The sequence below is a fragment of the Aeromicrobium sp. genome (assembly GCF_037719875.1).
GTDB lineage: Bacteria > Actinomycetota > Actinomycetes > Propionibacteriales > Nocardioidaceae > Aeromicrobium.
Genome location: NZ_JBBJMJ010000001.1, coordinates 398122 through 423064, shown reverse-complemented (window position 1 = coordinate 423064; position 24943 = coordinate 398122). Strand labels below are relative to the sequence as shown.

Here is a 24943-nt window from a genome sequence, read left to right as displayed (position 1 = left end):
AGTTCATCCTGACACGATTCCCAGCGTTTCGGAAGTCTTGTGCAGGACGAGAACGTGTTCTAGTTTTACCCCATGGGCACCCCCGTGATCGTTGATGCTGTCCGCACGCCCCAAGGCAAGAAGAGCGGCGTGCTGGCCGGACTCCACCCCGCCGTTCTGCTCGGCCTGACCCAGGCCGAGGTGATCTCCCGAGCCGGTGTGCCCGCGGACGTGGTTGACCAGGTCATCGGTGGCAACGTCACCTCGGCCGGCGAGCAGTCCAACAACATGGTGCGCCGTGCGTGGATGCATGCAGGCCTCCCCAACGCCACGGCCTCCACCCAGATCGATGCGCAATGCTCCTCAGCGCAGCAGGCGACCCACCTCATCCACGCCATGATCGGCGCCGGACTGATCAGCGCGGGCATCGCCTGTGGTGTCGAGTCGATGTCCCGCGTCCCGCTCGGCGCCAACGTCCCGTCCGGCGCGGGGTCGCCTCGGCCTGACGACTGGTCGATCGACCTGCCCAACCAGTTCGAGGGCGCCGACCGGATCGTGCGCGATCGTGGGTTCTCGCGGGCCGATGTCGACGCCTTCGGTCTGTGGTCCCAGGAGAAGGCCCGCGCGGCTCGCGACGAGGGTCGCTTCGCTCGCGAGATATTCGCGATCAAGGCACCGGTCCTCGATGGGGACGGCCAGCCCACCGGTGACGCCCAGGTGGTCGAGACCGATCAGGGCATACGGGAGACCTCGTTGGAGAGGCTGGCCGGCCTCAACCCTGTGCTCCCCGACGGGACCCATACGGCAGGCACCTCGTCACAGATCTCGGACGGCGCATCGGCGCTGCTGCTGATGGACTCTGATCTGGCCGCCACGCTCGGCCTCACACCTCGGGCCCGGATCATCGCCTCCTGCCTCGTCGGATCGGATCCCTATTACCACCTCGACGGACCCGTCCAGGCGACCGAAAGGCTGCTCGCGGACACCGGTATGTCGATCGCCGACATCGACATCTGCGAGGTCAACGAAGCGTTCGCCGGCGTGGTCATGTCGTGGGCCAAGGTGCACGCTGTCCCAGAGGACAAGATCAACGTCAACGGCGGAGCCATCGCCCTCGGCCACCCCGTCGGCTCGACCGGCACCCGGCTGCTGACCACCGCACTGCACGAGCTGGAGCGCCGGGACGCGACCACCGCACTGATCTCGATGTGTGCCGGCGGCGCACAGGCATCCGGCACCATCATTGAACGCATATGACCGAAGGATCGCCATGACTGACAAGAACACCCCGCGCAACGAGGCCGACTACGTCGTCGTCGGTGCTGGCAGCGCTGGAGCCGCCGTCGCGTCGCGTCTCGCAGCGTCCGGCGCCTCGGTGATCCTGCTCGAGGCGGGCAAGAAGGACACCGCCTTCCTCGTCACCAAACCGGGCATGATCGGGCCGATGCACGCGGTCCCCCAGCTGAAGAAGACCGTCGACTGGGGCTACTACACGACCCCGCAGACCCATCTCAACGGCCGCCAGCTGCCGCAGCCGCGCGGCAAGGTCGTGGGCGGTTCGAGCTCGATCAACGGCATGCTCTGGGTGCGCGGCAATCGCGCCAACTACGACTCGTGGGCAGCCGAGGGCAACCCCGGCTGGGACGCCGACTCCGTCAACGAGTCCTACCAGCGAGTCGAGGACTTCGAGGACGGCGCCGATGACTACCGCGGTGCGGGTGGTCCGATCAAGGTGACCCGACACACCCAGCCGACCGAGGCATCCCTGCAGTTCCAGCAGGCGGCAGCAGACACGCTCGGCGTCAAGATCCTCAAGGACTACAACGCCGCCGAGCAAGAAGGTGTGAGCACCTTCCAGCAGAGCGCGCACAAGGGCAAGCGATACTCCGCTTCACGTGGATACATCACCGATGCCGAGCCGGCCACCCTCAGCGTCCAGCCGCAGACCAGGGTCAACCGGGTGATCATCGAGAACGGCCGCGCAACCGGAGTCGAGATCACCGACAAGCGCGGCGCAACACGGACGATCCGTGCCGGCAAGGAGGTCATCCTCTCAGCAGGGGTGTTCGGCTCCGCCCAGCTCCTGATGCTGTCGGGCATCGGTCACGCCGCCCATCTGGCGGATCAGGGCGTCGATGTTGTCGCCGACCTCCCGGTCGGTGACAACCTCCACGACCACATGTTCCTTCCGACCACCTGGCTGATGCCCAGCGCGCTCCACCGCGGCAGGGCGTCGTACTTCGCGCGAGGTCTGGCCAAGGAGCTCACCCGCGGTGGTTCGTTCATGGAGAACTCGGTGTTCGAGACGGTCGCGTTCGTCCGCACCTCATTGGCCACCGACGTCCCAGACCTGCAGATCCACGTGCTGCCCTGGGCATACCCGTCACCCAACCAGGACGCCCCCATCCGCCACCAGGTCGATCCGCGCGCCGCCCTGACCGTGATGTCGACGCTGATCTACCCGCGCAGCCGCGGCACGCTCCGGCTCGCATCTGCCGATCCGGGCAAGGCGCCGCTGATCGACATGAACTACCTCGCCGAGGCCGGCGACCAGCAGGTGCTGCTCGAAGGTGTCGAGATGATCCGGGAGATCATGCAGTCGGCCGCCTTCGGTGACAACGTGAAGTCCGAGCTCCATCCTGGCAAGGACCTGGATGCGCATGCGATGAAGGCCGAGCTGTTCAATCGGGCCACGAGCGTCTATCACGGCGTCGGGACCTGTCGAATGGGCGTCGACGACCAAGCGGTCGTCGGGCCGGATCTCAAGGTCAGAGGTGTGGAGGGCCTGCGGGTCGCCGACGCATCCATCATGCCGTCGATCATCGGCGGCAACACCAATGCGCCGTCGATCATGATCGGCGACATGGCCGCCGAGCTGGTGCTGTCATGAGCACCGCAGCGGCCCGGCCCACCACCATCACCGCACCATTCCTCGACGGCCTGGTCCGGCGTGTCCCCGGGAGCACCGGCAACACCTGGAAGCTGACCGAGGTCTACACCGGCGACCTGCTGGTCGAGCTGCCCCAGTCGTCCGAGGGGGACATCGCGCAGGCTTTCGTCGACGCTCGTGCAGCGCAGCAGGTGTGGGCGTCGTGGCCGCTCAAGAAGCGGCTCAAGGTGATCAAGAAGTTCCACGCGCTCGTGATCAAGAATCAGCTCCTCATCACCGACCTCATCCAGGTCGAGAGCGGCAAGAACCGGCGGATGGCGTTCGAGGAGTCCTGCGACGTGCCGATGGGCACCAGCCACTACATCAAGCGCGCTCCGTCCCTGCTCAAGGACCGTCGTCACGCCGGTCCGGTCCCCGTGCTGTCGCACTCGACCGAGGTGCGCCGGCCCAAGGGCGTCGTCGCGATCATCGCCCCCTGGAACTTTCCGTTCGCGACCGGGATCTCCGACACGATCCCGGCGCTGATCCCCGGCAACGGTGTCGTGCTCAAGCCCGACAACAAGACCGCCCTCTCCCCCTTGTTCGGTGTGCACCTGTTGGAGCAGGCGGGCATGCCTCGCGGCCTGGTCCAGGTCATCTGCGGAGAGGGTCCGGATGTCGGAGGGCCGATGTTGGCGCAGGCCGACTACGTCATGTTCACCGGCTCGACGGCCACCGGCCGGATCATCGGTGAGCTCGCCGGCAAGCACCTCATCGACTGCTGCCTCGAGCTGGGTGGCAAGAACCCGATGCTGGTCCTCGAGGATGCCAACGTGGATGAGGCCGTGCACGCCGCGCTGTTCGGCGGCTTCGGCAACTCCGGCCAGATCTGCATGCACATCGAGCGCTTGTATGTCCACGACTCGATCTACGACGAGTTCCGGGACAAGTTCGTCGCTGCGACCAAGGCCATGAACATCGGCGCGACGTACGACTTCGAGCCTGACATCGGCTCCCTGGTCTCGGTCGACCACCGTGACCGGGTGATCGCGCACGTCGAGGACGCCAAGGCCAAGGGCGCCACCGTGCTGACCGGTGGACAGGCGAGGCCTGACCTCGGACCGGCGTTCTTCGAGCCGACAATCCTCGAGGGCGTCACTGGGGAGATGCTGGCCGGCTCGACCGAGACCTTCGGCCCCGTGGTGGGCCTCTACTCCTTCAGCACCGAGGACGAGGCGATCGCTCTGGCCAACGACACGGACTACGGCCTCAACGCAAGCGTCTGGAGCACGGACCTCAAGCGCGCGACAACCGTGGCGCGACGGATCGACTCAGGCAACGTCAACATCAACGACATCCTCGCCACGGCGTACGCCTCGAAGGGCACTCCGTCGGGCGGGCTGAAGCAGTCGGGTGTCGGCGCTCGTCACGGTGACCAGGGTCTGCTGAAGTACACCGACGCACAGAACATCGGCGTGCTCAAGAAGCAGGTCATGGAGCCTCAGGCCAACCAGACCTATGACGCGTACGCCAAGCAGACCCAGCTGTCCCTGCGCCTGATGCGCAGGACCCGTCTCCGCTGAACGTCCTGCTCAGCCGGCCTGGGCCCGAGGCATGCCCGGGACCAGGACGACCCGACCGTGCAGTCCGCCGGCGGCCACCAGCCGCTGCGCGTGATCGGCATCGCTGAGTGGCAGCTGGGCGTGGATCGGGACGTCCAACGGACGCCGGACATGGTGCGCCAGCAGGCCCGCCATGTCGGCGCGCGTTGCACCCGACGAGCCGGTGATCTGTAGGCCGAACGTGATGACATAGCCGATGTTGAGCTCGATGCGCTCACCGGTGATGTTGCCCACCGCCACCAGGCGGCCGCCGACGACGAGGCTCCGCAGCGAGGCATTGAGCGTCGGGGCCCCGACGCAGTCCATCGCGATGTCGACGGGCCCGCCGGGGAGCCCTCGATGGAAGCTGCTGCCGTCGTCCACGATGACGCTGTCGGCGCCCATCGCCTCGGCGGCGCTGGCCTGCTCCGCCCGGCGCACCACCGCGATCGTGGTCGCGCCCAGACCGCTGGCGATCTGCAGCGCCGCGACGCCGACACCTCCGTTGGCGCCCGTGACGAGCACCCGCGAGCCGGCGCGGACACCAGCACGGGTCAGCCCACGCCACGCCGTGCCCAGAGTGCAGTGGAACACCGCCGCCAGCGCCGGTTCCATGTGGTCGGGGATGGCATAGAAGCAGCCCTGTGGGGCGGCGAGCCAGCGGGCATACCCGCCGTCGATCAGCAGGCCGAGGACTGCTGCACCCGAGCCGCACAACGAGGTCTCACCGGCCACGCACGACTCACAGGTGCCACAGCCCTCCCTGTGCATCGAGGCCACCCGCTGACCGACGCTCCACTCCGTGACGTCCGGGCCGGCGGCGACCACCCACCCCACCGCCTCATGGCCGGGGGTGATCGGGACCTGGACGAACCCGAACCGTCCGGCGCGATCGATGCAGTCACGGCCGCAGACGCCGCAGGCCTCGACCTCGACGACGATCTCGTCGCCGGTCGGCACCGGCGGTTCCCCAACCGGCTCGACGACGAGGTCATGGTCCCAACCGAGCTCGCTCAGGCGCGCCCTCATGCCCACAGGAGCTCTGCTCGGGCCTTGAGAGCGTGGGCCACGGCGTCGAAACCCGCCTTGATCCAGTCCCCCGTCAGCTGCAGGGCGACGTCGGCCAGCTCGCCGCTCAGCGTGTCGGCCGTGCCGTAGGAGCAGCGACCCGGTCCGAGCTCGATGATCCACTGGTCCCTCACCCCGAGGACGCCCGGGACCTGGTCGGCGTTGTCGTATCGCAGGTGGCGTGGCGGATCGACCACCCGGATGAATTCACGGGTGGTGAACAGCTCCTCCGATCCGTCATACGCCGGCAGGGTGAGGTCGATCGGCGCACCGACCTCCAGCGTCGTCGTCGCGGCAACCGTGTAGGGGTTCCACTCCGGATAGCGCTCGTAGTCGACCAGCACGTCCCACACGAAGGAGGCGGGCGCCTCGATCTCGACGGCCACCGACGTGACGACGTGCCCGGCTCCGGACCGGGTCATGAGGCGCTCATGCCGGCATGTACTCCCCGCCGTTGACGTCGATCGTCGCGCCTGTCACCTCGGAGGCGAGGCTCGACAGCAGGTACAAAATCGCCCCCGCGCATGCCTCGTCCGGCGGGATCCGGTTGAGCGGATTGCGCGACGCGATGTCGTCGTAGACCTCCTGCTCGGTGATGCCCTTCTCCTCGGCCGTCATCGTCAGGAAGAAGCGCACGCCCGGGCCGTCCAGCCAGCCCAGGATCGCCTGGTTGACCCGGATGCCCTTCTCGCCGAGCTCCAGGGCCATGTACTGCGTCGCACACCCCATCGCCGCTTTGGCGACGGCATATCCGCCCTCGCCGCGCATGGGCTTGCGCGTCGACATCGTGCCGACGTTGACGATCGAGCCACCACCGCTCATGTGCGGGACGACGGCACGACTCATCCCCAGCGACCCGTGGAGGATGACGTCCATCGCCCGACGGAGCTGCTTGTCGGGCGTCTCGAGGAGGTCGGTGAAGCCGGGGTGGGAGTATGCGCTGTTGACCAGCCCGGTGATCTTCCCGTACTGCTCCACCGCCGTCGCCGCGACCCGCTCGACGTCCTCCTGCTTGCGGACGTCACAGAGCACCGCCACCGCGTCGCCGCCGGCTGCGGTGATCTCCTTGACCACCTGGTCCGTGACATTGCCGGACCGGGCAGCCAGGACGACCTTGGCGCCCTCTGCCGCCGCGCGGGCGGCCAGCCGTGCACCCAGACCGGCCCCGACGCCGGAGACGATGACCACGTCGTCCTTGAGGATCATCGTGCGATCTCCTTCTCGTAGAACGCGAAGTCGCCCTCGAGCTCGGCCTCGGACAGTCCGAAGTCCTCCGCGGTGTAGGTGTGTCCGCCGGAGCCGTGCCGCTGCGAACGGTTGCGCTCCATGTACGACTCGAGAGCATCGCGGTCGGCTGGTAGTCCCAGCGCCTCCGAGACCCGCACCGCGACCCCGACCGGGTCGGAGACCACGTCCTTGAACTGCACGTCGACGATCCGGTCGGGCCGCCGGTCGCGTACGTCGCCGAGCTCGCGAAGCGTGGTCACGAACCGGTCCCGCCAGTAGCGTCCGATCGCGACCGGATCGACCTGGTCGCTGTACTGGCTCGAGATCGCGCAGACCATCGAGGCATATGACGGCACGGCCTTGGTCGGGGATCGGTGGGTCATCACGATCTTGCAGTCTGGGAACGTGTCGAGCACGGTGTCGACCGCCGTGAGGTGATGTGGCGACTTCAGCACCCAGGGCTTGCCGGCGCGGTCCGGGTCCTGCCACTGCAGCACCTGCAGCCACTCCTTCAGCTCCCGGTAGGCGGGGGCCTGGTCGAACTTTCGCAGCCACAGGCCGTACGTCGGCACCTGGTAGAACGAGTCGTAGCTCATTGACACGAACGTGCGGTCGAGCACGATGACGTCTTCCTCCGGACCATCCCACTCGATCGTGTGGATGTCGCCGAAGTCCGGACTCATCTCCAGGAACATCTCGAAGCGCTCGCGGGCCTTGTTCTTGCGCACCTCCGCGCCGGGCCCCTCCCCCGGGAACGGCAGCAGATAGGTCGTCTCCCACGACAGCGTCGACGTCACGTGCGGCGACGAGGCCAGCAGGCGGTGCACCAGCGTCGAGCCGGTGCGCGGCAACCCGCAGATCTCGGTCGCGACGACGACCTGCTCCTCGAGGATCTCGGGGTGCTCCGCCTGCAGTGCCCGCAGCCGCAGGCGGTCAGCGAGCAGCGCGGTGAGACGCTGCTGCGTCAGCATGAGCCCCATCTCGGAAAGCCTCGCCTCCGATGCGAGCGCTGCGGTGAGCACCTGCAAGGGTTCGATGAACCACTCATCGCCATAGTCGGTCAGGCCGGTCTTGTCGCGTGCGGCGGCGAGCAGCGCATCCACGCTGAGCCTGTCGAAGACGTGTGCACCGGCAGGATGTGCGGTCGTCATGGTGCCTCCAGGTCGATCACGCGGCAGGTCGGTATGGGGTGATGGTCGGCGCCGAGCCAGCGCAGCAGCGCCGTGCCGGTGCTGTGGCCGCACGTGTCGATCCAGTTTCCGGCCACGTTCCGGCCGGGATCGCGGTCGGCAACGACGATCGTGAGCCGGCCGTCGTCATCGAGCTCGGCGGTGTGCTTGTTGACGGTGGTCCGGCGCTCATGGTCGAGCGACTCCATCCACCAGTTGTCGAGCTGGAAGTTCCAGTACGGGCAGTCGGGGACGTCCGTCTCGATGACCCACGCCTGCCCGGGCTCGAGCGTCCAGTAGCCGTGGGCATAGAAGATCTCCGGGTCGCCGCCCGCCCGCTGGAACATGTCCTGCCCGAAGTCGGGCAGCTCGTTGGGGCGGGTCATGAACAGCTCGGTCCAGTCAGCAAACGTCGCCGCCGTGCCGTGCACTGCGAGCGTCGCCCGCTGCAAGGCCTTGGCCAGGAACGCCGGGTCCAGCTCCTTGCGCTCGATCGGCTCGCCGACCCGCTCGACATGCCACCGGCCGGCGACCTCGGTGGTGCGGTCGAGGTAGGTCTGGCGTACGACCAGGCCTGTGGAGTCCGGTGCGAGCGGCAGCCAGTTCTTGTCGTGCGGGGTGGCGCTCGCGATGATCTCAACCGTGCCGTCGGCATCGACGACGAGATCCCGGTCGGAGAGCTCGCCGGTGGAGGCCATGGTGCCGTCGATCGCATAGCGGTTGGCCTTTGAACCGATGCTGAAGTAGGCGATCGTGCCGCGCGTGCCGGTGATCCGATAGGTGCGGTCGCCCCGGATGTTTGCCGACAGATAGACGTTGTCGGGGTTGTCGGCTCCGAGCTTGACCCGGTCGAGCTCGTGCAGCCGCGGGAAGTCGGGGTCGGAGTTCTCGATCGTCGAGTACAACATCTCCCTGAGCAGTCGGGTCAGGTAGCGGTAGCCCTCGGCCCGGTCGAGCGGCGTGTGGGGCGCGGTGTCCCGGAGGATGACCTCGCCGGCCTGCTCGAGCGCCCGGCAGAACTCGGTCCATTCGCTCCCGGAGAACGCCTCCGCAGCCGCATTGCCGCTGAGCCCTGCCACTGGCACCTCCAGAGAGAAATCTAGAACACGTTCTACCAGTTCGCCGCGCAATCGACAACCGCTCGGTAGAGTTCCGAACCTCATGACCCAGGACCTTTCGACAGATTTCGCCGGCGCCCCCGGCGCGGCCCTTGTGATCGGCGGCAGTGGGGGCCTGGGTGCGGCGATCGCCCTGATGCTCGCGTCCCGAGGCAGTGACGTCGCCGTGACCTACCGAGCCAACGAGGAGGCCGGCACGAGCGTTGCGGCGGCAGCGGCCGAGTGCGGCGTACGCTCGTCCGCGCATGCGCTCGACGTGACATCAGCAGACGAGTGCGCCGAAGTGCTGTCGGCAGTGGCCGAGGCGCACGGCGGCCTGCACACGCTGGTCCACGCCGCCGGACCGAACGTCCCGATGGTTCATTTGTCGAGCGTCGCCCCCGCGGAGTTCGCCGAGCAGCTCAACCAGGACGCGGCCGGGTTCTTCAACCTGGTCCAGCCGGCCCTGCCGTTGCTGCGGCAGAGCAAAGGCTCGATCGTGGCGGTGACCACGGCCGCCACCGCGCGCTTCCCCGTGCGGGACGGGTTGTCCTCGGCGCCCAAGGGCGCGGTCGAGGCCCTCGTGCGAGGTCTCGCCGCGGAAGAAGGTCGCTACGGCGTACGGGTCAACGCCGTGGGTCCGGGGATGCTCACCGACGGCATGGCCGCACGACTGATCGAATCGGGCGAGCTCGACGACAACGCCCTGGCGATCACCCGCTCGAACATCCCTCTGCGCCGGTTCGGCCGGGCATCGGACATCGCCGAGGCGGTCTGCTTCCTCGCCTCCCATCGGGCCGGGTTCATCTCGGGGCAGAAGCTCGACGTCGACGGGGGCTACACCGTCTGAGACCCACTCACCTGCCTCCCGTCCTCAGAGCAATGTCGGCCACGGTTTGTGGGCGGTGCGCCAGCGACCTGTCCGCGGCCCCGATAGGTCGCCAGGTCACCGCCGACTGGTGGGTCGTCGATCGCCTCTGGTCGTCAGGAGGAAGACCTTGATGCGGCGGTCGGTGCGCTTCTCGTACTTTGCGAAGTTCGGCCAGGTCTCGAGCATGTGCGCCCATGCGTCCTCGCGCTCATCACCGGCGAGACGGCGTACCCCCATCTCTGATGTACGTCGCCGAAAATTGATCGTCACCTCGGGGTTCGCCTCGATGTTCTTGACCCAGATCGGCTCCTTGTCGCTGCCGAAGTTGGAGCCTGCGACCAGGATGTCCTGGCCGTACGGCACACAGAGCAGCGGAGTCTGGCGAGGGATTCCGCTCTTGCGACCGAGCGCCGTGAGCGTCAGGTTGGGGAGCCCCGCGATGCGGAGCAGGCTGAGTCGGCCGCCTGTACGGCGTTGGAGCCACTTGTCCACCCTCATGATCTGCGGCAGGTAGCGCGGCAGCCAGGGCATCGCGCCGACTCGTATGGCAAGTGGAGTGAGCAGGCCCATGCGCGAAGACTACGGCTCCGCGTCAGCCGGCGCCGTAGACCGGCTCTGGGGCAGCGCCCTCCGCCAACATGTCCCTCAGTGCAGGACCGACCTCGGAAGCCTCCCACCGACGACCGAGGTCGCGACGGGGACCGTGCGCCCATCCCTGCTCCACGCAGATCTGGCCACCATCGATCTCGATCACCCGACCCGAGACGTCGCGGGACTCCGCCGAGGCCAGCCAGGCGACCACCGGTGAGTTGTCCTCCGGGGCAGCCATCGCCGAGGTGTCGAACGCTCCCTCGGTCATACGCGTACGGGCGACCGGTGCGATCGCGTTGACCGTGACGCCATACCTGCCGAGCTCGGCGGCAGCGACGAGCGTCATACCGGCGATCCCCGCCTTGGCCGAGGAGTAGGTCGTCTGGCCGATCGAGCCCTGGAGCCCGGCGCCGGACGAGGTGTTGATCACGCGGGCATCGCGCTGGCGGCCTTCCTTGGACTCGGTACGCCAATAGGCACCCGCATGCCGCAGGGGGGCGAAATGCCCCTTGAGGTGCACCCGGATGACCGCGTCCCACTCCTCCTCGGATGTGTTGACGAGCATCCGGTCGCGGACGAACCCGGCGTTGTTGACCAGGATGTCGAGGCCGCCGAACGATTCGATCGCTTGCTCCACCATCGCCTCGGCCTGCACGAAGTCAGCGACGTCGGCGCCGCTGGCCACGGCCTCGCCGCCGAAGGCCTGGATCTCCGCGACCACCGAGTCCGCGGGCGATTCCTCGCGCTCACCCGCCAGCGAGACGCCGAAGTCATTGACCACGACCTTCGCGCCGTGCCGGGCGAGCTCGAGCGCGTGGGCCCGACCGATGCCCCGACCCGCTCCGGTGACGATGGCGATCCGACCTTCAAGCATGCTCATGTGTGCTGCTCCTTCGTGACGATGTGCAAGAAGACGGGCGGCTCGCCGCCCCCGTGACAGGCGAGATTGGCCCCCGAGACATACGAGGCGAGGTCCGAGCCCAGGAAGGCGACGACCCGGCCGATCTCCTCGGGCTCGGCCATGCGGCCCAGCGGGATGGTGGCCTCGATCGCAGCAACGGTGTCGGCGCCGCCATAGTGGTCGGCGGACTCATCGGTGCGACACAGTCCGACGTCGATGGTGTTGACCCGGACACGTGGTCCCCACTCCACTGCCAGGGACCTCGTGAGGGAGTCGACTCCGGCCTTGGCGGCGCCGTACGAAGCCGTGCCGGGCGAGGGCCGCACTGCGGAGACCGACGAGATGTTGACGATGGCACCACCGGCGGGCTGCTGCTGCATGACGGCATTGGCCGCCTTGGAGACGCTGAGGACGGCCGAGAGGTTGAGCCCCAGGATCTTGTCGTCCAGCCGCGAGCTCGACTCGGCGGCCAGGGCATATGGCGCCCCGCCTGCGTTGTTGACGACCAGATCGAGTCGACCATGCGTGGCGATGATCCCCGCCACCAGAGCCTCGACGGCGTCGGCGTCGCGTACGTCGCACACGCGGTAATCGACATCCGCGACCGGCTCCGGGGCCGGCTCCGGGGCCGCTGAACGGCCACAGCTGATCACCGTGGCGCCCGCCTCGACCAGCACGGCGGCGATTCCGCGACCGATCCCACGGGAGCCACCGGTCACCAGGGCGACACGTCCGGACAGGTCCAAGGCCACAGTCATGCTGCTAGGCTACCAAGCAAATGTTAGGTAGGTAGGCATGAGTGTCACTTCCGATCTCCGTCCCGACGGCATCCGCGTCATCACGATGGACCACCCGCCAGTCAACGCGCTCCCCGTCCAGGGGTGGTACGACGTTGCCGACACCATGGTCGAGGCCGGGGCGGACCCCGCCACGAAGGTGGTCGTGCTGCGTGCTGAGGGCAAGGGGTTCAACGCCGGCGTCGACATCAAGGAGATGCAGCGCACCACGGGATTCGATGCGCTGATCGGGGCCAACAAGGGTTGCCATGCCGCGTTCAAGGCCGTCTACGAGTGCGCCGTGCCGGTCATCGCCGCGGTGCAGGGCTTCTGCCTCGGTGGCGGCGTGGGACTTGTCGGCAACGCGGACATCGTGGTCGCCAGCGACGATGCCTACTTCGGTGTGCCCGAGGTCGACCAGGGCGCGCTCGGCGCGGCGACGCACCTGGCCCGGCTGGTCCCCCAGCACCTGATGCGCACCCTCTACTTCACCGCCCGGACGATCCCCGCCGTCGACCTGGTGCAGCACGGCTCGGTGTTCGACGTCGCCCCGCGCGATGGGCTCGACGACCTGGCCCTGGGCCTCGCCGCGGAGATCGCGGCCAAGGACGGCCGGGTCATCCGCGCCGCCAAGGAGGCGCTCAACGGCATCGACCCGATCGACGTCAACACGAGCTATCGCTTCGAGCAGGGATTCACGATGGAGCTCAACCTGATGGGCGTGAGCGACGAGCTCCGCGACGACTTCGCCGGGACGGCGAAAGGTCAGCAGGGTGCTGGGACAGCGAAAAGACAGCAGGGTGCCGGGACCAACAAGGCGGCGAATGCATGAGGGCCCCCTCCAAGGAGCTCACGATCGACGAGGTCGTCGGCCGCATCGAGAGCGGGATGACCGTCGGCATCGGCGGGTGGGGTTCCCGGCGCAAGCCGATGGCGCTGGTGCGGGCGATCCTCCGCAGCGACCTGACCGACCTGCACGTGGTCTCCTACGCCGGCCCCGACGTCGGTCTGCTGCTCGCGGGCGGCAAGGCCAGCCGGGTGACGTATGCGTTCGCCACCCTCGACTCGATCCCCCTCGAGCCGTGGTTCGGGCGGGCCCGACAGGACGGCACTGCGCAGTTCCGCGAGTGGGACGAGGGCATGTTCCAGACCGGGCTCCGCGCCGCGGCCCAGCGAGTTCCGTTCCTGCCGATGCGCGCGGGGCTGGGGTCCGCCGTGTTCGACAATGACCCGGACCTCCGCACAGTCCGGTCACCGTATGACGACGGCGAGGAGCTGACCGCCGTACCGGCCCTCACGCTCGACGTGGCCTTGGTGCACATGAACCGGTCGGACAGCCAGGGCAACGCGCAATACCTCGGCCCCGACCCCTACTTCGACGACCTGTTCTGCATGGCGGCGCGCGAGGCATACGTCTCCACCGAGCAGATCATCGACACCGCCGGACTGACCGTCGAAGCGCCGCTGCAGAGCCTGTTGCTCAACCGCACCATGGTCACGGGCGTCGTCGAGACACCCAACGGCGCCCACTTCACCACCTGCACCCCGACATACGAGCGGGACGAGAAGTTCCAAAAGGCCTACGCCACCGCCGCCAAGTCACCCGAGGACTGGACTGGGTTCGCCGAGCGGTTCCTCGCAGGCGATGAGGCGGACTATCAGGCGGCCGTGACCGCATTCCACGAGGAGGCGAAGGCATGACCAACGTGACCCGCGCTGAGTATTGCGCTGTGGCCGTGGCCGACTGCTTCGCCGATGACGGCGAGATCATGGGCAGCCCGATGGGCCTGCTCCCCACGCTGGGTGCCCGACTGGCCAAGAACACGACGAATCCGCAGCTGATGCTGACCGACGGCGAGGCGAGAATCCTGCGCGGCACCCCTCCCCTGGGCCAGAGCACGGATGTCGTCGAGGGCTGGATGCCATTTCGGCTCGTGCTCGAGTCCGTCGTCCCCTACGGCAAGCGGCACGTCATGATGGGGGCCACCCAGATCGACCGGCACGGCAACCAGAACATCTCTGCCATCGGACCCTGGGACCAGCCCACCCGCCAGCTCCTCGGCGTGCGCGGCGCCCCGGGCAACACCGTCAACAACAAGACGTCCTACTGGGTGCCCAAGCACTCCGCGCGGGTCATCGTCGAGCAGGTCGACATCGTCTCCGGTGTCGGTCGGTCACGGGCCGAGGAGGCCGGGCCAGCGGCGACACGATTCCACCAGGTCGACTGGCTGGTCACAGATCTCGGTGTCTTCGACTTCGGTGGGCCCGGGCACACCATGCGCTTCGTCTCGGTGCACCCGGGTGTGACCGTCGAGGACGTCCGCGCCGCCAGCGGCTGCAAGATCCACGCCGATGGCGAAGTCCCTGAGACCCGTACGCCCACGGGCGGCGAGCTGACGCTGATCCGCGAGCTGCTCGACCCCGGCAACCTCCGCGAGCGAGAGGTGCCTGCACGGTGATCGATCAGCTGCTGGCGACCCCGCTCACCCAGCTGACGGGCGTACGTCATCCCGTCGTGCAGACCGGCATGGGCTGGGTCGCCGGACCCAGCCTGGTCAGCGGCACCGCCAACGCGGGCGGCCTGGGCATCCTCGCGTCAGCCACGATGACCCTCCCCGAGCTCGAGCAGGCCATCATCGAGGTCAAGACGCGTACCGATCAACCATTCGGGGTCAACCTGCGGGCTGATGCCGCGGATGCCCCTGACCGGTGCAAGGTCCTCATCGAGCACGGCGTCAAGGTTGCCTCCTTCGCGCTGGCCCCCAAGCCCGAGCTGATCGCCCGCCTCAAGGAGCACGACATCGTCGTGATCCCCAGCGTGGGGCTGCCCAAGCATGCCGTGAAGGTCGCGTCCTGGGGCGCCGACGCGGTGATGATCCAGGGCGGCGAGGGCGGCGGCCACACCGGCTCGGTCCCGACCACGTTGTTGCTCCCCACGGTCCTCGACGCCGTCGACATCCCGGTCATCGCAGCGGGCGGCTTCTTCGACGGGCGCGGGCTGGCCGCGGCGCTGTCGTATGGCGCCGCGGGGGTCGGCATGGGCACGCGGTTCCTGCTGACCGCGGAGAGCCGGGTGCCGGACGCGGTGAAGCAGCGATATCTGGCAGCCGGCCTGGACGACACCGTGGTCACGAGGAAGGTCGATGGGATGCCTCACCGCATGCTCCGCACCGACCTCGTCGACCAGGTCGAGGGTGCCGCCGGCGTACGCCGCTTGCTCCCCACGGCCCGGCGCACTCTGGAGTTCAAGCGGATGGCCGGGATGACGTGGAAGGAGCTCGCCGTCGATGGACGTGCGATGCGCAAGGAGCAGGGTCGCACCCTCAGTCAGCTCGCCCTCGCCGCGAACACCCCGATGATGCTCAAGGCCGGCCTGGTCGACGGTGACGCGACGGCCGGCGTCCTCGCCTCCGGCCAGGTGGTCGGCGTGATCGGCGACCTGCCCACCTGCGAGGAGCTGATCGACCGGGTCGTCGCCGACGCTGCGGCATCGTTGGGACGGGCAGGCGCGTACGTCCTGTAGGGCCACGACCCCAGTTCAGAAAGGCCGATCCTCCTTGCCGTCGCAGCGATTTGTGATAGACTCGAACACGTGTTCGAGTCTGTTCCTGTCGCCGATCTCCTGCGGCAAATCACTGTGCATGACTTCGCCGCGGACCCCGTTCATGAGGGTGGTGCGTCGCGGATCGACGCGATCAAGGCGCTCGATCGTCTGGAGTGCGTCGTGCAGGCTGCCCGTCTCGATCAGATCGCAGCCCTCCGCCGTGAACGACGCGTGCTGATGCCTCTCGGGACTGGTGATCCGTCGCTCTCGGTCATAGGTGAAGTCGCGATGGCCCGCAACATCTCCCCTGGTGCGGCTGGCACCCAGTTTGGGCTCGCCATGGGACTCCAGAGGCTCCCCCTGGTCTTCGGGCTTTTCCGTGACGGCATCATCGGCGAAGCGGTGGCCCGAGCCGTCGTCCGGGAGTCGGAGTCCCTGTCCGTGGACGACTTCGTGATCCTCGACGCCGAGATCGCACCGCGGCTGCCCGGTCTGACGCACGTCAGGGCCGCGCAGGCCACTCGACGTGCCGTGATTGGGATCGACGCCGAAGCCGCACACGCACGAGCCGCGAGCAACCGCGCCGATTGCCGCGTCACCTTGTGCCCCGAACCCGACGGCGTCGCCGTGCTGCGCGTCCGAGGACCGGCCGAACAGATGGTCGCTGTCCACGACACGTTGGATGCTTGGGCGCGAGGCCTGCGGTCTTCTGGTGATGAACGGACGTCCGGACAGATCATGGTCGCCACTCTCGTCGAACGGGCGACCGGCGTGGTCCATGCCGACTCGATCGATGTCGAGATCGGCCTCGTCATGGACGCCGCCACGATGCTCGGCGCCGGCGACGAACCCGTCGACCTCGCCGGTTACGGGCCGCTCTCCCCTGACGTCGCCGACGACCTCATCGCCCGAGCGCACCGCGCCTCAGTCCGCAGGCTGCTCACCGACCCCGTCGACGGAACCCTGCTGGCTCGGGACCCCCGCCGCCGCCGCTTCGACGGACCCCTCGCCACCCACATCCGCTCACGCGACCGCCGCTGCAGGCAGCCCGGGTGCGATTGCAAGATCCGCGACCTCGACCACGTGATCCCGTACGAACTCGGCGGCCCTACCGCCGAGCGCAACGGTCAAGGTCTCTGCACGCGGTCACACACCATCAAGCACCAACCCGGCTGGATCGTCGAAGTCGACGGCAGAGCGTCCATGTGGACCACCCCCACCGGTCACCAGTACCGCTCCACATCACCGCCCCTCCTCGGCCACCTCCGGCAATAGCGGGCGCCACAGGTACACAGGCAGGGTCGGGTCCAGGGGCACAGCGAACCAGCTCAGATTCCCTCTCGTGATCAAGGGTCGCTTAGGCGGCGGCTATCGCGGCGAGGATCTCGTCGGCGAGATCAGCCCGACAGACGACGAGGTCGGGCAGATAGGGATGAGCGGCGTTGTACGTCAAGGTCGAGCCGTCCACCCGCGACGCGTGCAGACCGGCTGCGAGTGCCACGCCGACCGGCGCCGCCGAGTCCCATTCCCACTGACCACCCGCATGCAGATAGGCATCGGCGTCGCCGCGCAGCACCGCCATCGCCTTGGCCCCGGCCGATCCCATGGTCCGCAGCTCTGCACCGCACGCCGCGGCCACCGCAGCGGCGAATATCGGTGGCCGGCTGTCGCTGACCAGGAAGATCGGGGTGGACTGCGCCTGCCGTGCGACTGCTCCGCCCTCCGTCGAGTAGACGGTGGACAGTGCCGGCTGTGCCACAGCGGCGGCGGTGATCGCCGAGCCGGACGCGCCCCGCTCCCACAGCGCGACGTGAACCGCCCAGTCGGTGCGACCCTCCATGCCGTATTCGCGCGTGCCGTCGAGCGGATCGATGATCCAGACCCGGTCGGCGCGCAGGCGTGCCGCAGAGTCCGCCGACTCCTCCGACAGCACGGCGTCTCCGGGACGGCCTGCTGCAAGGAGCCCGAGGAGCAGATCGTTGGCTGCCGCATCACCGGCCGTGCCGAGCTCCTTGCCTGTGAGTCCGGGCGTGTGCTGCAGGTCGAGGAGCAGCGCCCCGGCCTGCTCGGCCAGATCGGCCGCGAACGCCGCATCGCTCTGCTCGATCACCGCTCCCCTGCCTCCTCGACTCGATCGATGACGATCCCTGCCAGCGTCCCGACATCGCCATCAGCTGGACGCAGCATCAGGTCGGGTCGCAACGGCGCCTCATAGGGCGCACTGATGCCGGTGAAGTCGGGGATCTCGCCCGCTCGCGCCTTGGCATACAGACCCTTTGAATCACGTGCCTCGGCGATGTCGAGCGGGGTGTCCATGAAGATCTCGAGGAACGGCAGGGCGTCGGCCTCGTGGATGGCGCGAGCCGCCTCGCGGTGCGCACGATAGGGGCTGACGAGTGAGACGATCGCGACCACGCCGGCATCCGCCATGAGCTTGGCGACCTCGGCCACCCGGCGTACGTTCTCCTGCCGGTCCTCGGGACTGAACCCGAGGTGGGAGTTGAGGCCGTGACGGAGGTTGTCACCGTCGAGGATGTATGCCGGCTGCCCGGCGGCGACCAGGCGACGCTCGACCTCGACAGCCACGCTGGACTTGCCCGAGCCGGACAGGCCCGTGAACCAGAGAGTCATCCCCTGGGTCCTGCGCTGCTCGCGAGTCACGGCGCCGCTGTGCCAGACGATGTTGGCGTCGTGCTGGCTGGCTCCGAGGATCATGCCCGCGGCGACGGTGTTGTGGGTGGCCTCGTCGATGAGGATGAAGCTGCCGGTGTCACGATTGCGGCGGTAGGGGTCGAAATGCAGGGGCTTCTGGGTGCGCAGCCGCACCCGACCGATCTCGTTCAGCCCGAGATCGACGGCCTCACCGCGGTGCAGGGTGTTGATGTCGAGGCGATATTCCAGGTCCTTCACCGACACCCGTGTGTCACGCGTGGTGTGCAGGATGGTGTAGGTCGAGTCGGTCGACAGCCTCAGATCACTGTCCATCCAGCAGATCATCGCATCGACGTCCTGCGTGCTGGTCGGCCTGTTGTTGGGCCGGCACAGCATGTCGCCGCGGCTGATGTCGAGATCGTCGGCGAGCTCGATCGTCACGGCCTGACCGGCGATCGCCTCGTCCAGCTCCGTACCGCCCGGACCCCGGACATGGGTGACCTTGGTCGAGAACCTCGACGGCAGCACGACCACCTCGTCGCCCGGGCGGAAGACGCCACCGGCGATCGTGCCTGCATAGCCGCGGTAGTCGTGGAAGTCGCCCCGCTGGGGCCTGATGACGTACTGCACGGGCATGCGCGTGTCTATCAGGTTGCGGTCCGATGCCACGTGCAGCTCCTCGAGGTGACGAAGAAGTGCCGGCCCCTCATACCAGGGCATCGCGGTGCTGACGGTGACGACGTTGTCGCCGGCGAGCGCCGAGACCGGGATGAAGGTGAGGTCGGGGACCTCGAGCTTCGACGCGAACGCCGCGAATTCCGAACGGATCTCGTCGAAACGCTCCTGCGAATAGTCGACGAGGTCCATCTTGTTGACGCAGAGCACGAGGTGCGGGATGCCGAGCAGGCTGGCAAGGAACGCGTGACGACGCGACTGCTCGAGGACCCCCCGCCGGGCATCGATCAGGATCAGTGCGACGTCCGCGGTGGACGCCCCGGTGACCATGTTGCGCGTGTACTGCACGTGGCCGGGCGTGTCGGCGATGATGAACTTGCGCTTCGGCGTCGCGAAGTAGCGGTAGGCGACGTCGATCGTGATGCCCTGTTCGCGCTCGGCCCGAAGGCCGTCGGTGATCAGGGCAAGATCAGGACCCTCGTGACCGCGGGCCACGCTCGCGGACTCGACGGCGCCGAGCTGGTCCTCCATGATCGCCAGGCTGTCGAACAGCAGCCGACCGATGAGGGTGGACTTGCCGTCGTCGACGCTTCCGGCGGTGGCGATGCGGAGCAGCTGCGACATCAGAAGTAGCCCTCCTTCTTGCGGTCTTCCATGCCGGCTTCGGACACACGGTCATCAGCCCGCGTGGCCCCTCGCTCGGTGACGCGGGCCGCAGCAACCTCAGCGACGACCGCCTCCCGCGTCGCGGCCTGCGACTCGACGCAGCCGGTGCAGGTCGCGTCGCCGATGGTGCGAAATCGCACGGTCGCCTCGAACGGCTCCTCCCCGGGCTGGGGCTGGATGAACTCGTTGACCGCGAGCAGCATGCCGTCGCGCTCGACGACGGTCCGCGTGTGCGCGTAGTAGAGGTCCGGGAGGTCGATCTCCTCCTGGCGGATGTAGCTCCAGATGTCGAGCTCGGTCCAGTTGGAGAGTGGGAACACCCGCATGTTCTCGCCCGTGCGGTGGCGGCCGTTGTAGAGGCTCCACAGCTCAGGGCGCTGATTCTTCGGATCCCATTGCCCGAACTCGTCGCGGAAGCTGAAGACGCGCTCCTTGGCGCGTGCCTTCTCCTCGTCGCGTCGCGCTCCACCGAACACCGCGCCGAACCGGTTCTCCTTGATGCCGCGCAACAGCGAGACGGTCTGGAGCTTGTTGCGCGGGCCCAACGGACCACCGATCTCGACGACGCGGCCGGCATCGATGTCGTCCTGCACCGAAGCGACGATCAGCCGCAGCCCGAAGCGTTCGACCGTACGGTCACGAAACTCGATGACCTCGGCGAAGTTCTGACCGGTGTCCACGTGCATGACGGGGAACGGCACGGGAGCGGGCCAGAACGCCTTGGCCGCCAGGTGCAGCATCACGACCGAGTCCTTGCCGCCGGAGAACAGCAGTGCCGGCCGTTCGATCGTGGCCGCCACCTCGCGGAAGATGTGCACGGCTTCGGCTTCGAGCTCGTCCAGATCAGTCAGCTCGGTGAGGTAGAACATGTTCTAGTTTCGCAGTCGAACGCTCCAGCGTCAACGGCTTTCGACGTATGCCTTGAACCCCTTGCTGCCTGTGTCGAGCGCGCCCTTGAGGATCCGCTTCACCACGAACCCGGGCAGTGGAGCCTTCACGCCGATCTCGAGGTCGAACCGGACGTGGGTGCCGCCGTCCGTCGGGGTCAGTGTGTAGGTGGCGGCCTGTGCGGACTGGAACGAGCTCTCCACGAGTGTCCACGTCACGGACTGCAGCCCGTCCCACGTGTAGTCGGTGACCTCCTCGTCGGTGAGTCCGGCGGCGCTCACCGTGGCGCGTACGCGTTGGGGCCGGCCGTCGGCGTGGCGGGACTCGACCACGGCGGACTGGTGCGAGCTGGAGCGCTTCGGGAGGTCTTCGATCGCCGCGACGGCGTCCATGACCTGCTCTGGCGACGCCGTGACATCGAACTCGGTGCTGCCTGTGACTGCCATGCGTGGCACGCTATCGCGAGCCTGGACTCGTGTCCGGAAATTCCCATCAAGCGGTGACCTAGCGACCTGTCCGAGGTGCCGGAAGGTCGCTAGGTCACCGCCACCTGGCGTCGTCCTCGCTGTGACGCCGCGCTAGAGCCTCTCGATGATCGTGACGTTGGCCTGGCCGCCGCCCTCGCACATGGTCTGTAGGCCGAACCGGCCACCGGTCCGCTCCAATTCACCCAGGAGCGTGGTCATCAGGCGGGTGCCGGTGGCGCCGATCGGATGACCCAGGGCGATGCCCCCGCCATTGACGTTGACCCGCTCGTGCGGGACATCCAGCTCCTGCATCCACGCCAGCACCACTGACGCGAATGCCTCGTTGCACTCGAACAGGTCGATGTCGGCAACCGCCATACCCGCCTTGTCCAGCGCATGCCTGGTGGCAGCGATTGGCCCGGTCAGCATCCAGATCGGGTCGTCGGCACGCACCGAAAGGTGGTGGACCCGTGCGCGTGGCGTGAGCTGGTGATCCTCGACCGCCTGCTCCGATGCGATGAGCACGGCACTCGCCGCATCGCTGATCTGGGACGCGACAGCCGCGGTGATCCGGCCATCGGGTGCAAGCGGCCGCAGCCCGGCCATCTTCTCCAGCGTTGTCTCACGGGGGCACTCGTCGGTCGTGAAGCTCTGCCCGTCATCGAGGGCCACCGGCGCGATCTCCGCGTCGAACCTGCCCTCGGCGATCGCCGCACGCGCACGCTCGTGCGAAGCCAGCGCGAGTGCCTCCATGTGCTCGCGGGTGATCCCCCACTTCTCGGCGATCATCTCGGCGGAGCGGAACTGGCTGACCTCCTGGTCTCCATAGCGCGCCTGCCAGCCGGGTGACTCCGCGAAAGGAGTGGTGAACCCGTACTGGTCGGCGACCAGCATCGCCGCGGAGATCGGGATCGCGCTCATGTTCTGCAGCCCACCGGCGACGACCAGGTCCTGCGTCCCTGACATCACACCTTGCGCGGCGAAGTGCACTGCCTGCTGGGACGAGCCGCACTGCCGGTCGATGGTCACCCCGGGGACGTGATCGGGCAGCCCGGCCACCAGCCACGCGGTCCGGGCGACGTCGCCAGCCTGTGAACCGATCGTGTCGCAGCAGTCCATGATCACGTCGTCGACCGCTCCCGGGTCGACCCCGGAGCGGTCCATCAGGGCCCGCCACCCGGGGCCGCCGAGGGCGGCGGAGCGCACCCCGCCGCGCCCGCCGCCGCGCCTTCCGACCGGGGTCCGGACTGCGTCGACGATGTAGGCGGTGGTCATGCGGTGATCCCGTCGAGGAGGATGGTCAAGTACTGGTCGGCTACGTCGTGGTGGCTGAGCTTGCCCCCCGGCCGATACCACCGCACCGCGACCCACACCGTGTCGCGGATGAAGCGATAGACCAGCTCGACGTCGAGGTCCTGGCGCAGCGTCCCGTGACGGACTCCCTCACCGAGCAGCGTCAGCCAGACGTCGCGCGACTGCAGGTTGCGGTCCGACAGATAGGCGAACCGGTCGAACGTACCGAGGTAGTCGGCCTCGTTCTGGAAGATGGCCACCTCGTTGCGGTGCCGGTCGATCGCCTCGAACGACACTCGGACGGCCGCCTCGAGCTTGGCGCGCGGATCGGCGGACCCGGCCACGATCTCGGCGTATGCCCCGAACAGCTCGTTCTGGAACGTCGAGAGGATCTCATCGACCATCGACTCCTTGGAGTCGAAGTGGTGATAGAGCGAGCCGCTCAGGATGCCTGCAGCGTCGGCGATGTCGCGGACCGTGGTGTTCTTGAATCCCCTGGAGGCAAACAGCTCTGCGGCGATCTTCAACAGCTCGTCGCGGCGGTTCGAGCCCGGCGCGCTCTTGACGGCTTGCTCGCTCATGTCAGGCACGCTGACTCGAGACGGAGATGACTTCGCCAGTCACGTACGACGAGTAGTCCGACGCCAGGAACACCATCACGTTGGCCACCTCCCACGGTTCGGCCGCACGGCCGAACGCCTCACGCTGCTTGAGCTCGGCCAGCAGGTCGTCGCTGGTGACCTTGGCCAGGAACGGGTGCATCGCCAGCGACGGAGCGACCGCGTTCACCCGGATACCGTACGGCGCGACATCGAGCGCAGCGCATCTGGTCAGGGCCATGACTCCGGCCTTCGCGGCGGCGTAGTGGGCCTGCCCCTCCTGCGCCCGCCAGCCGATCACCGAGGCGTTGTTGACGATCACGCCTGGCTTGTCGGCAGCCCGCATGCGGTTGCCCGCGGCGCGGACACATCGAAAGGTGCCCGTCAGGGTGATGTCGAGCACGCGCGACCACTCCTCGTCGGTCATCTCCAGGACGTCGGACGTGCCGCCGAGACCGGCATTGTTGACCATCACGTCGACGCCGCCGTGCTCGTCCGCGAGGTCGAGCAGCGCCTGCACCTGGGCCTCGTCCGTGACGTCGACAACGAGAGCGCGTACGCGGTCCTCGCCGAATTCAGCCGCCAAAGACTCCCGCGCCTCGGCAAGACGCCGCTCGTGGGTGTCGCTGATGACGAGCAGGGACGCCCCCTCCTCGAGGGCCCGGCGCGCCACAGCTGCGCCGATACCGGCGCCGGCTGCGGCGGTCACCACCACGACCTTGTCGGCGAGCAGGCCGTGCCCCGGGACGTAGTCGGGCGACGGCTGCTCGGGCCGACGCTGCTGGGTGTCTGGGCGAGTCATCCGCGGATCTCCTTGGGCAGGCCGAGCACTCGCTCGGCGAGGATGTTGCGCTGGATCTCGTCGCTGCCGCCATACAAGGTGTCGGCGCGGGAGAAGAGGAAGAGGTTCTGCCAACGGTCCAGGTCGTACGCCTGCGTGGCCCCGGTCAGGGATTCGGCGCCGGCGACCTCCATCGCGAGTTCACCGAGGCGTCGGTGCCAACCGGCCCAGACGAGCTTGGCGACGTTGTCCGCGCCCGGCGTGGCCTCGGTCAGCGACCGGATCGCGTTGACCCGCATGACCTCGAACTCCGCGCTCTGCGCCGCGAGGCGGTCCCGAAGGACGGGGTCGTCGAGGGCGCCGTTGCTGCGGGCCAGGTCGATCAGGTCGCCCAGCTCTCGCTCGAAGCCGACCTGTTGGCCGAGCACGGACACCCCGCGCTCGAAGCCGAGCAGCGCCATCGCCACCGGCCATCCGTCCCCCGGCTGGCCGACCACCATCGACGCAGGCGTGCGGGCGCCGGTCATGAAGACCTCGTTGAACTCCGAGCCCCCTGTGATCTGCTCGATCGGCCGGATCTCGACACCGTCCTGGTCGAGCGGCAGCAGCAAGAACGAGAGTCCGTGGTGGCGCGACGAACCCGGCTCGGTGCGGGCCAGGACGAACATCCAGTCGGACTCCTGGGCCAGGGAGGTCCAGACCTTCTGACCGTCGACGACCCACTCGCCCGCTCCGCCAGCGCCCGGGTCGAGCACCGCGCGAGTGCTCACCGCCGCGAGGTCGGAGCCTGCGCCGGGCTCGGAATAGCCCTGGCACCAGAGCTCGTCGACCGAACGTATCCCGGGCAGAAACCGCGCCTTCTGCTCGTCGGTGCCGAACTCGATCAGCGTCGGACCGAGCAGCTGCTCACCCAGATGGTTGACCGACCGCGGTGCGTCGGCACGGGCGTACTCCTCGTGGAAGATGACCTGCTGGGCGAGGCTGAGCCCTCGTCCCCCGTGCTCGACCGGCCAGCCGAGGCAGGTCCAGCCGTGCTCGGCGAGGTTGCGGTTCCAGGCACGTCGATCCTCGTATGCCTCGTGCTCACGGCCCGAGCCACCGAGTCCCCTCAGATGTGCCCAGTCGCCGGTGAGATGCTCGGCCAGCCAGTCCCGCACCTCGTCGCGGAAGGAGGCGTCATCGGCAGCTGCATTCACCGTTGGCTCCTTCCGGCTCGAGATCGTCCCCGC

25 protein-coding genes are annotated in these 24943 nt (G+C 68.1%); 9 read left to right on the top strand and 16 right to left on the bottom strand.

The window, feature by feature from the left end:
* Nucleotides 1-72 precede the first annotated feature (72 nt).
* The 3 genes from WKF39_RS02140 to WKF39_RS02130 are packed head-to-tail and all read left to right on the top strand — an operon-like array spanning nucleotide 73 to nucleotide 4431.
* Complete coding sequence (locus tag WKF39_RS02140; RefSeq protein ID WP_340385411.1) at nucleotides 73-1236, top strand: steroid 3-ketoacyl-CoA thiolase; 1164 nt, start codon at nucleotides 73-75, stop codon at nucleotides 1234-1236.
* A gap of 13 nt (nucleotides 1237-1249) precedes the next feature.
* Nucleotides 1250-2869 (top strand): GMC family oxidoreductase N-terminal domain-containing protein, encoded by a 1620-nt coding sequence (locus WKF39_RS02135; protein ID WP_340385410.1) that lies wholly within the window; start codon nucleotides 1250-1252, stop codon nucleotides 2867-2869.
* Nucleotides 2866-4431 carry a succinic semialdehyde dehydrogenase gene (locus WKF39_RS02130; RefSeq protein ID WP_340385408.1) on the top strand — a complete coding sequence of 522 codons (1566 nt, stop codon included), beginning with the start codon at nucleotides 2866-2868 and terminating at the stop codon, nucleotides 4429-4431. Before WKF39_RS02135 ends, WKF39_RS02130 begins: the two co-directional genes overlap by 4 nt.
* Before the next feature lie 9 nt (nucleotides 4432-4440).
* Here the strand turns inward: WKF39_RS02130 and WKF39_RS02125 are convergent, their stop codons facing one another.
* Genes WKF39_RS02125 through WKF39_RS02105 form a run of 5 tightly spaced genes read right to left on the bottom strand, consistent with a single transcriptional unit; the run spans nucleotide 4441 to nucleotide 8998 of the window.
* Nucleotides 4441-5478, bottom strand: coding sequence for an alcohol dehydrogenase catalytic domain-containing protein (locus tag WKF39_RS02125; protein ID WP_340385406.1), 1038 nt, complete (start codon nucleotides 5476-5478; stop codon nucleotides 4441-4443).
* Nucleotides 5475-5939, bottom strand: coding sequence for an SRPBCC domain-containing protein (locus WKF39_RS02120; RefSeq protein ID WP_340385404.1), 465 nt, complete (start codon nucleotides 5937-5939; stop codon nucleotides 5475-5477). Before WKF39_RS02120 ends, WKF39_RS02125 begins: the two co-directional genes overlap by 4 nt.
* A 7-nt stretch (nucleotides 5940-5946) precedes the next feature.
* A complete protein-coding gene (locus WKF39_RS02115) occupies nucleotides 5947-6723 on the bottom strand; it encodes an SDR family oxidoreductase (protein WP_340385402.1) in 777 nt (258 codons plus the stop codon).
* Nucleotides 6720-7895, bottom strand: a complete 1176-nt coding sequence (locus tag WKF39_RS02110; protein WP_340385400.1) for a sulfotransferase — start codon at nucleotides 7893-7895, stop codon at nucleotides 6720-6722. The genes WKF39_RS02115 and WKF39_RS02110 overlap by 4 nt, the downstream gene beginning before the upstream one ends.
* Nucleotides 7892-8998 carry a DUF1214 domain-containing protein gene (locus WKF39_RS02105; RefSeq protein WP_340385397.1) on the bottom strand — a complete coding sequence of 369 codons (1107 nt, stop codon included), beginning with the start codon at nucleotides 8996-8998 and terminating at the stop codon, nucleotides 7892-7894. Before WKF39_RS02105 ends, WKF39_RS02110 begins: the two co-directional genes overlap by 4 nt.
* A gap of 76 nt (nucleotides 8999-9074) precedes the next feature.
* Between WKF39_RS02105 and WKF39_RS02100 the strand changes: the two genes are divergently transcribed.
* Nucleotides 9075-9860, top strand: coding sequence for an SDR family oxidoreductase (locus tag WKF39_RS02100; RefSeq protein ID WP_340385395.1), 786 nt, complete (start codon nucleotides 9075-9077; stop codon nucleotides 9858-9860).
* 96 nt (nucleotides 9861-9956) lie between these two features.
* Here WKF39_RS02100 and WKF39_RS02095 read toward each other — a convergent pair whose 3' ends face one another.
* Genes WKF39_RS02095 through WKF39_RS02085 form a run of 3 tightly spaced genes read right to left on the bottom strand, consistent with a single transcriptional unit; the run spans nucleotide 9957 to nucleotide 12131 of the window.
* Complete coding sequence (locus WKF39_RS02095) at nucleotides 9957-10451, bottom strand: nitroreductase family deazaflavin-dependent oxidoreductase (RefSeq protein WP_340385393.1); 495 nt, start codon at nucleotides 10449-10451, stop codon at nucleotides 9957-9959.
* A gap of 22 nt (nucleotides 10452-10473) precedes the next feature.
* The gene (locus tag WKF39_RS02090; protein WP_340385391.1) at nucleotides 10474-11352 is read right to left on the bottom strand and encodes an SDR family oxidoreductase; all 879 of its coding nucleotides are present in this window, start codon (nucleotides 11350-11352) and stop codon (nucleotides 10474-10476) included.
* Entirely contained in the window at nucleotides 11349-12131 is a 783-nt protein-coding gene (locus tag WKF39_RS02085; protein WP_340385389.1) for an SDR family oxidoreductase, read from the bottom strand. Before WKF39_RS02085 ends, WKF39_RS02090 begins: the two co-directional genes overlap by 4 nt.
* 37 nt (nucleotides 12132-12168) lie before the next feature.
* Here WKF39_RS02085 and WKF39_RS02080 point away from each other — a divergent pair, with 37 nt between their 5' ends.
* From WKF39_RS02080 to WKF39_RS02060, 5 genes are all read left to right on the top strand, one after another.
* On the top strand, nucleotides 12169-12981 hold the full coding sequence (locus WKF39_RS02080) for an enoyl-CoA hydratase family protein (protein WP_340385387.1): 813 nt from the start codon (nucleotides 12169-12171) through the stop codon (nucleotides 12979-12981).
* Nucleotides 12978-13850: a CoA-transferase gene (locus WKF39_RS02075; protein WP_340385385.1), complete on the top strand. Its 873-nt coding sequence runs from the start codon at nucleotides 12978-12980 to the stop codon at nucleotides 13848-13850. Before WKF39_RS02080 ends, WKF39_RS02075 begins: the two co-directional genes overlap by 4 nt.
* Nucleotides 13847-14608 carry a CoA-transferase gene (locus WKF39_RS02070; protein ID WP_340385383.1) on the top strand — a complete coding sequence of 254 codons (762 nt, stop codon included), beginning with the start codon at nucleotides 13847-13849 and terminating at the stop codon, nucleotides 14606-14608. The genes WKF39_RS02075 and WKF39_RS02070 overlap by 4 nt, the downstream gene beginning before the upstream one ends.
* A complete protein-coding gene (locus WKF39_RS02065) occupies nucleotides 14605-15672 on the top strand; it encodes a nitronate monooxygenase (RefSeq protein WP_340385381.1) in 1068 nt (355 codons plus the stop codon). Before WKF39_RS02070 ends, WKF39_RS02065 begins: the two co-directional genes overlap by 4 nt.
* Before the next feature lie 69 nt (nucleotides 15673-15741).
* Nucleotides 15742-16968 (top strand): HNH endonuclease, encoded by a 1227-nt coding sequence (locus WKF39_RS02060; RefSeq protein WP_340385379.1) that lies wholly within the window; start codon nucleotides 15742-15744, stop codon nucleotides 16966-16968.
* Between the two features lie 82 nt (nucleotides 16969-17050).
* Here WKF39_RS02060 and WKF39_RS02055 read toward each other — a convergent pair whose 3' ends face one another.
* The 8 genes from WKF39_RS02055 to WKF39_RS02020 form a co-directional block, all read right to left on the bottom strand.
* The gene (locus WKF39_RS02055; RefSeq protein ID WP_340385378.1) at nucleotides 17051-17803 is read right to left on the bottom strand and encodes a 3'(2'),5'-bisphosphate nucleotidase CysQ; all 753 of its coding nucleotides are present in this window, start codon (nucleotides 17801-17803) and stop codon (nucleotides 17051-17053) included.
* The gene (gene cysC, locus WKF39_RS02050) at nucleotides 17800-19644 is read right to left on the bottom strand and encodes an adenylyl-sulfate kinase (protein WP_340385376.1); all 1845 of its coding nucleotides are present in this window, start codon (nucleotides 19642-19644) and stop codon (nucleotides 17800-17802) included. The genes WKF39_RS02055 and cysC overlap by 4 nt, the downstream gene beginning before the upstream one ends.
* Nucleotides 19644-20555, bottom strand: a complete 912-nt coding sequence (cysD, locus tag WKF39_RS02045; protein ID WP_340385374.1) for a sulfate adenylyltransferase subunit CysD — start codon at nucleotides 20553-20555, stop codon at nucleotides 19644-19646. The genes cysC and cysD overlap by 1 nt, the downstream gene beginning before the upstream one ends.
* Nucleotides 20556-20585: 30 nt before the next feature.
* Nucleotides 20586-21020, bottom strand: coding sequence for an SRPBCC family protein (locus tag WKF39_RS02040; protein ID WP_340385372.1), 435 nt, complete (start codon nucleotides 21018-21020; stop codon nucleotides 20586-20588).
* A 132-nt stretch (nucleotides 21021-21152) separates the two neighbouring features.
* Nucleotides 21153-22316 carry an acetyl-CoA C-acetyltransferase gene (locus tag WKF39_RS02035; protein WP_340385370.1) on the bottom strand — a complete coding sequence of 388 codons (1164 nt, stop codon included), beginning with the start codon at nucleotides 22314-22316 and terminating at the stop codon, nucleotides 21153-21155.
* Nucleotides 22313-22915 (bottom strand): TetR/AcrR family transcriptional regulator, encoded by a 603-nt coding sequence (locus tag WKF39_RS02030; protein WP_340385368.1) that lies wholly within the window; start codon nucleotides 22913-22915, stop codon nucleotides 22313-22315. The genes WKF39_RS02035 and WKF39_RS02030 overlap by 4 nt, the downstream gene beginning before the upstream one ends.
* Before the next feature lies 1 nt (nucleotide 22916).
* A complete protein-coding gene (locus WKF39_RS02025; RefSeq protein ID WP_340385366.1) occupies nucleotides 22917-23735 on the bottom strand; it encodes an SDR family oxidoreductase in 819 nt (272 codons plus the stop codon).
* Nucleotides 23732-24910, bottom strand: a complete 1179-nt coding sequence (locus WKF39_RS02020; RefSeq protein WP_340385364.1) for an acyl-CoA dehydrogenase family protein — start codon at nucleotides 24908-24910, stop codon at nucleotides 23732-23734. Before WKF39_RS02020 ends, WKF39_RS02025 begins: the two co-directional genes overlap by 4 nt.
* Between the last annotated feature and the right edge of the window lie 33 nt (nucleotides 24911-24943).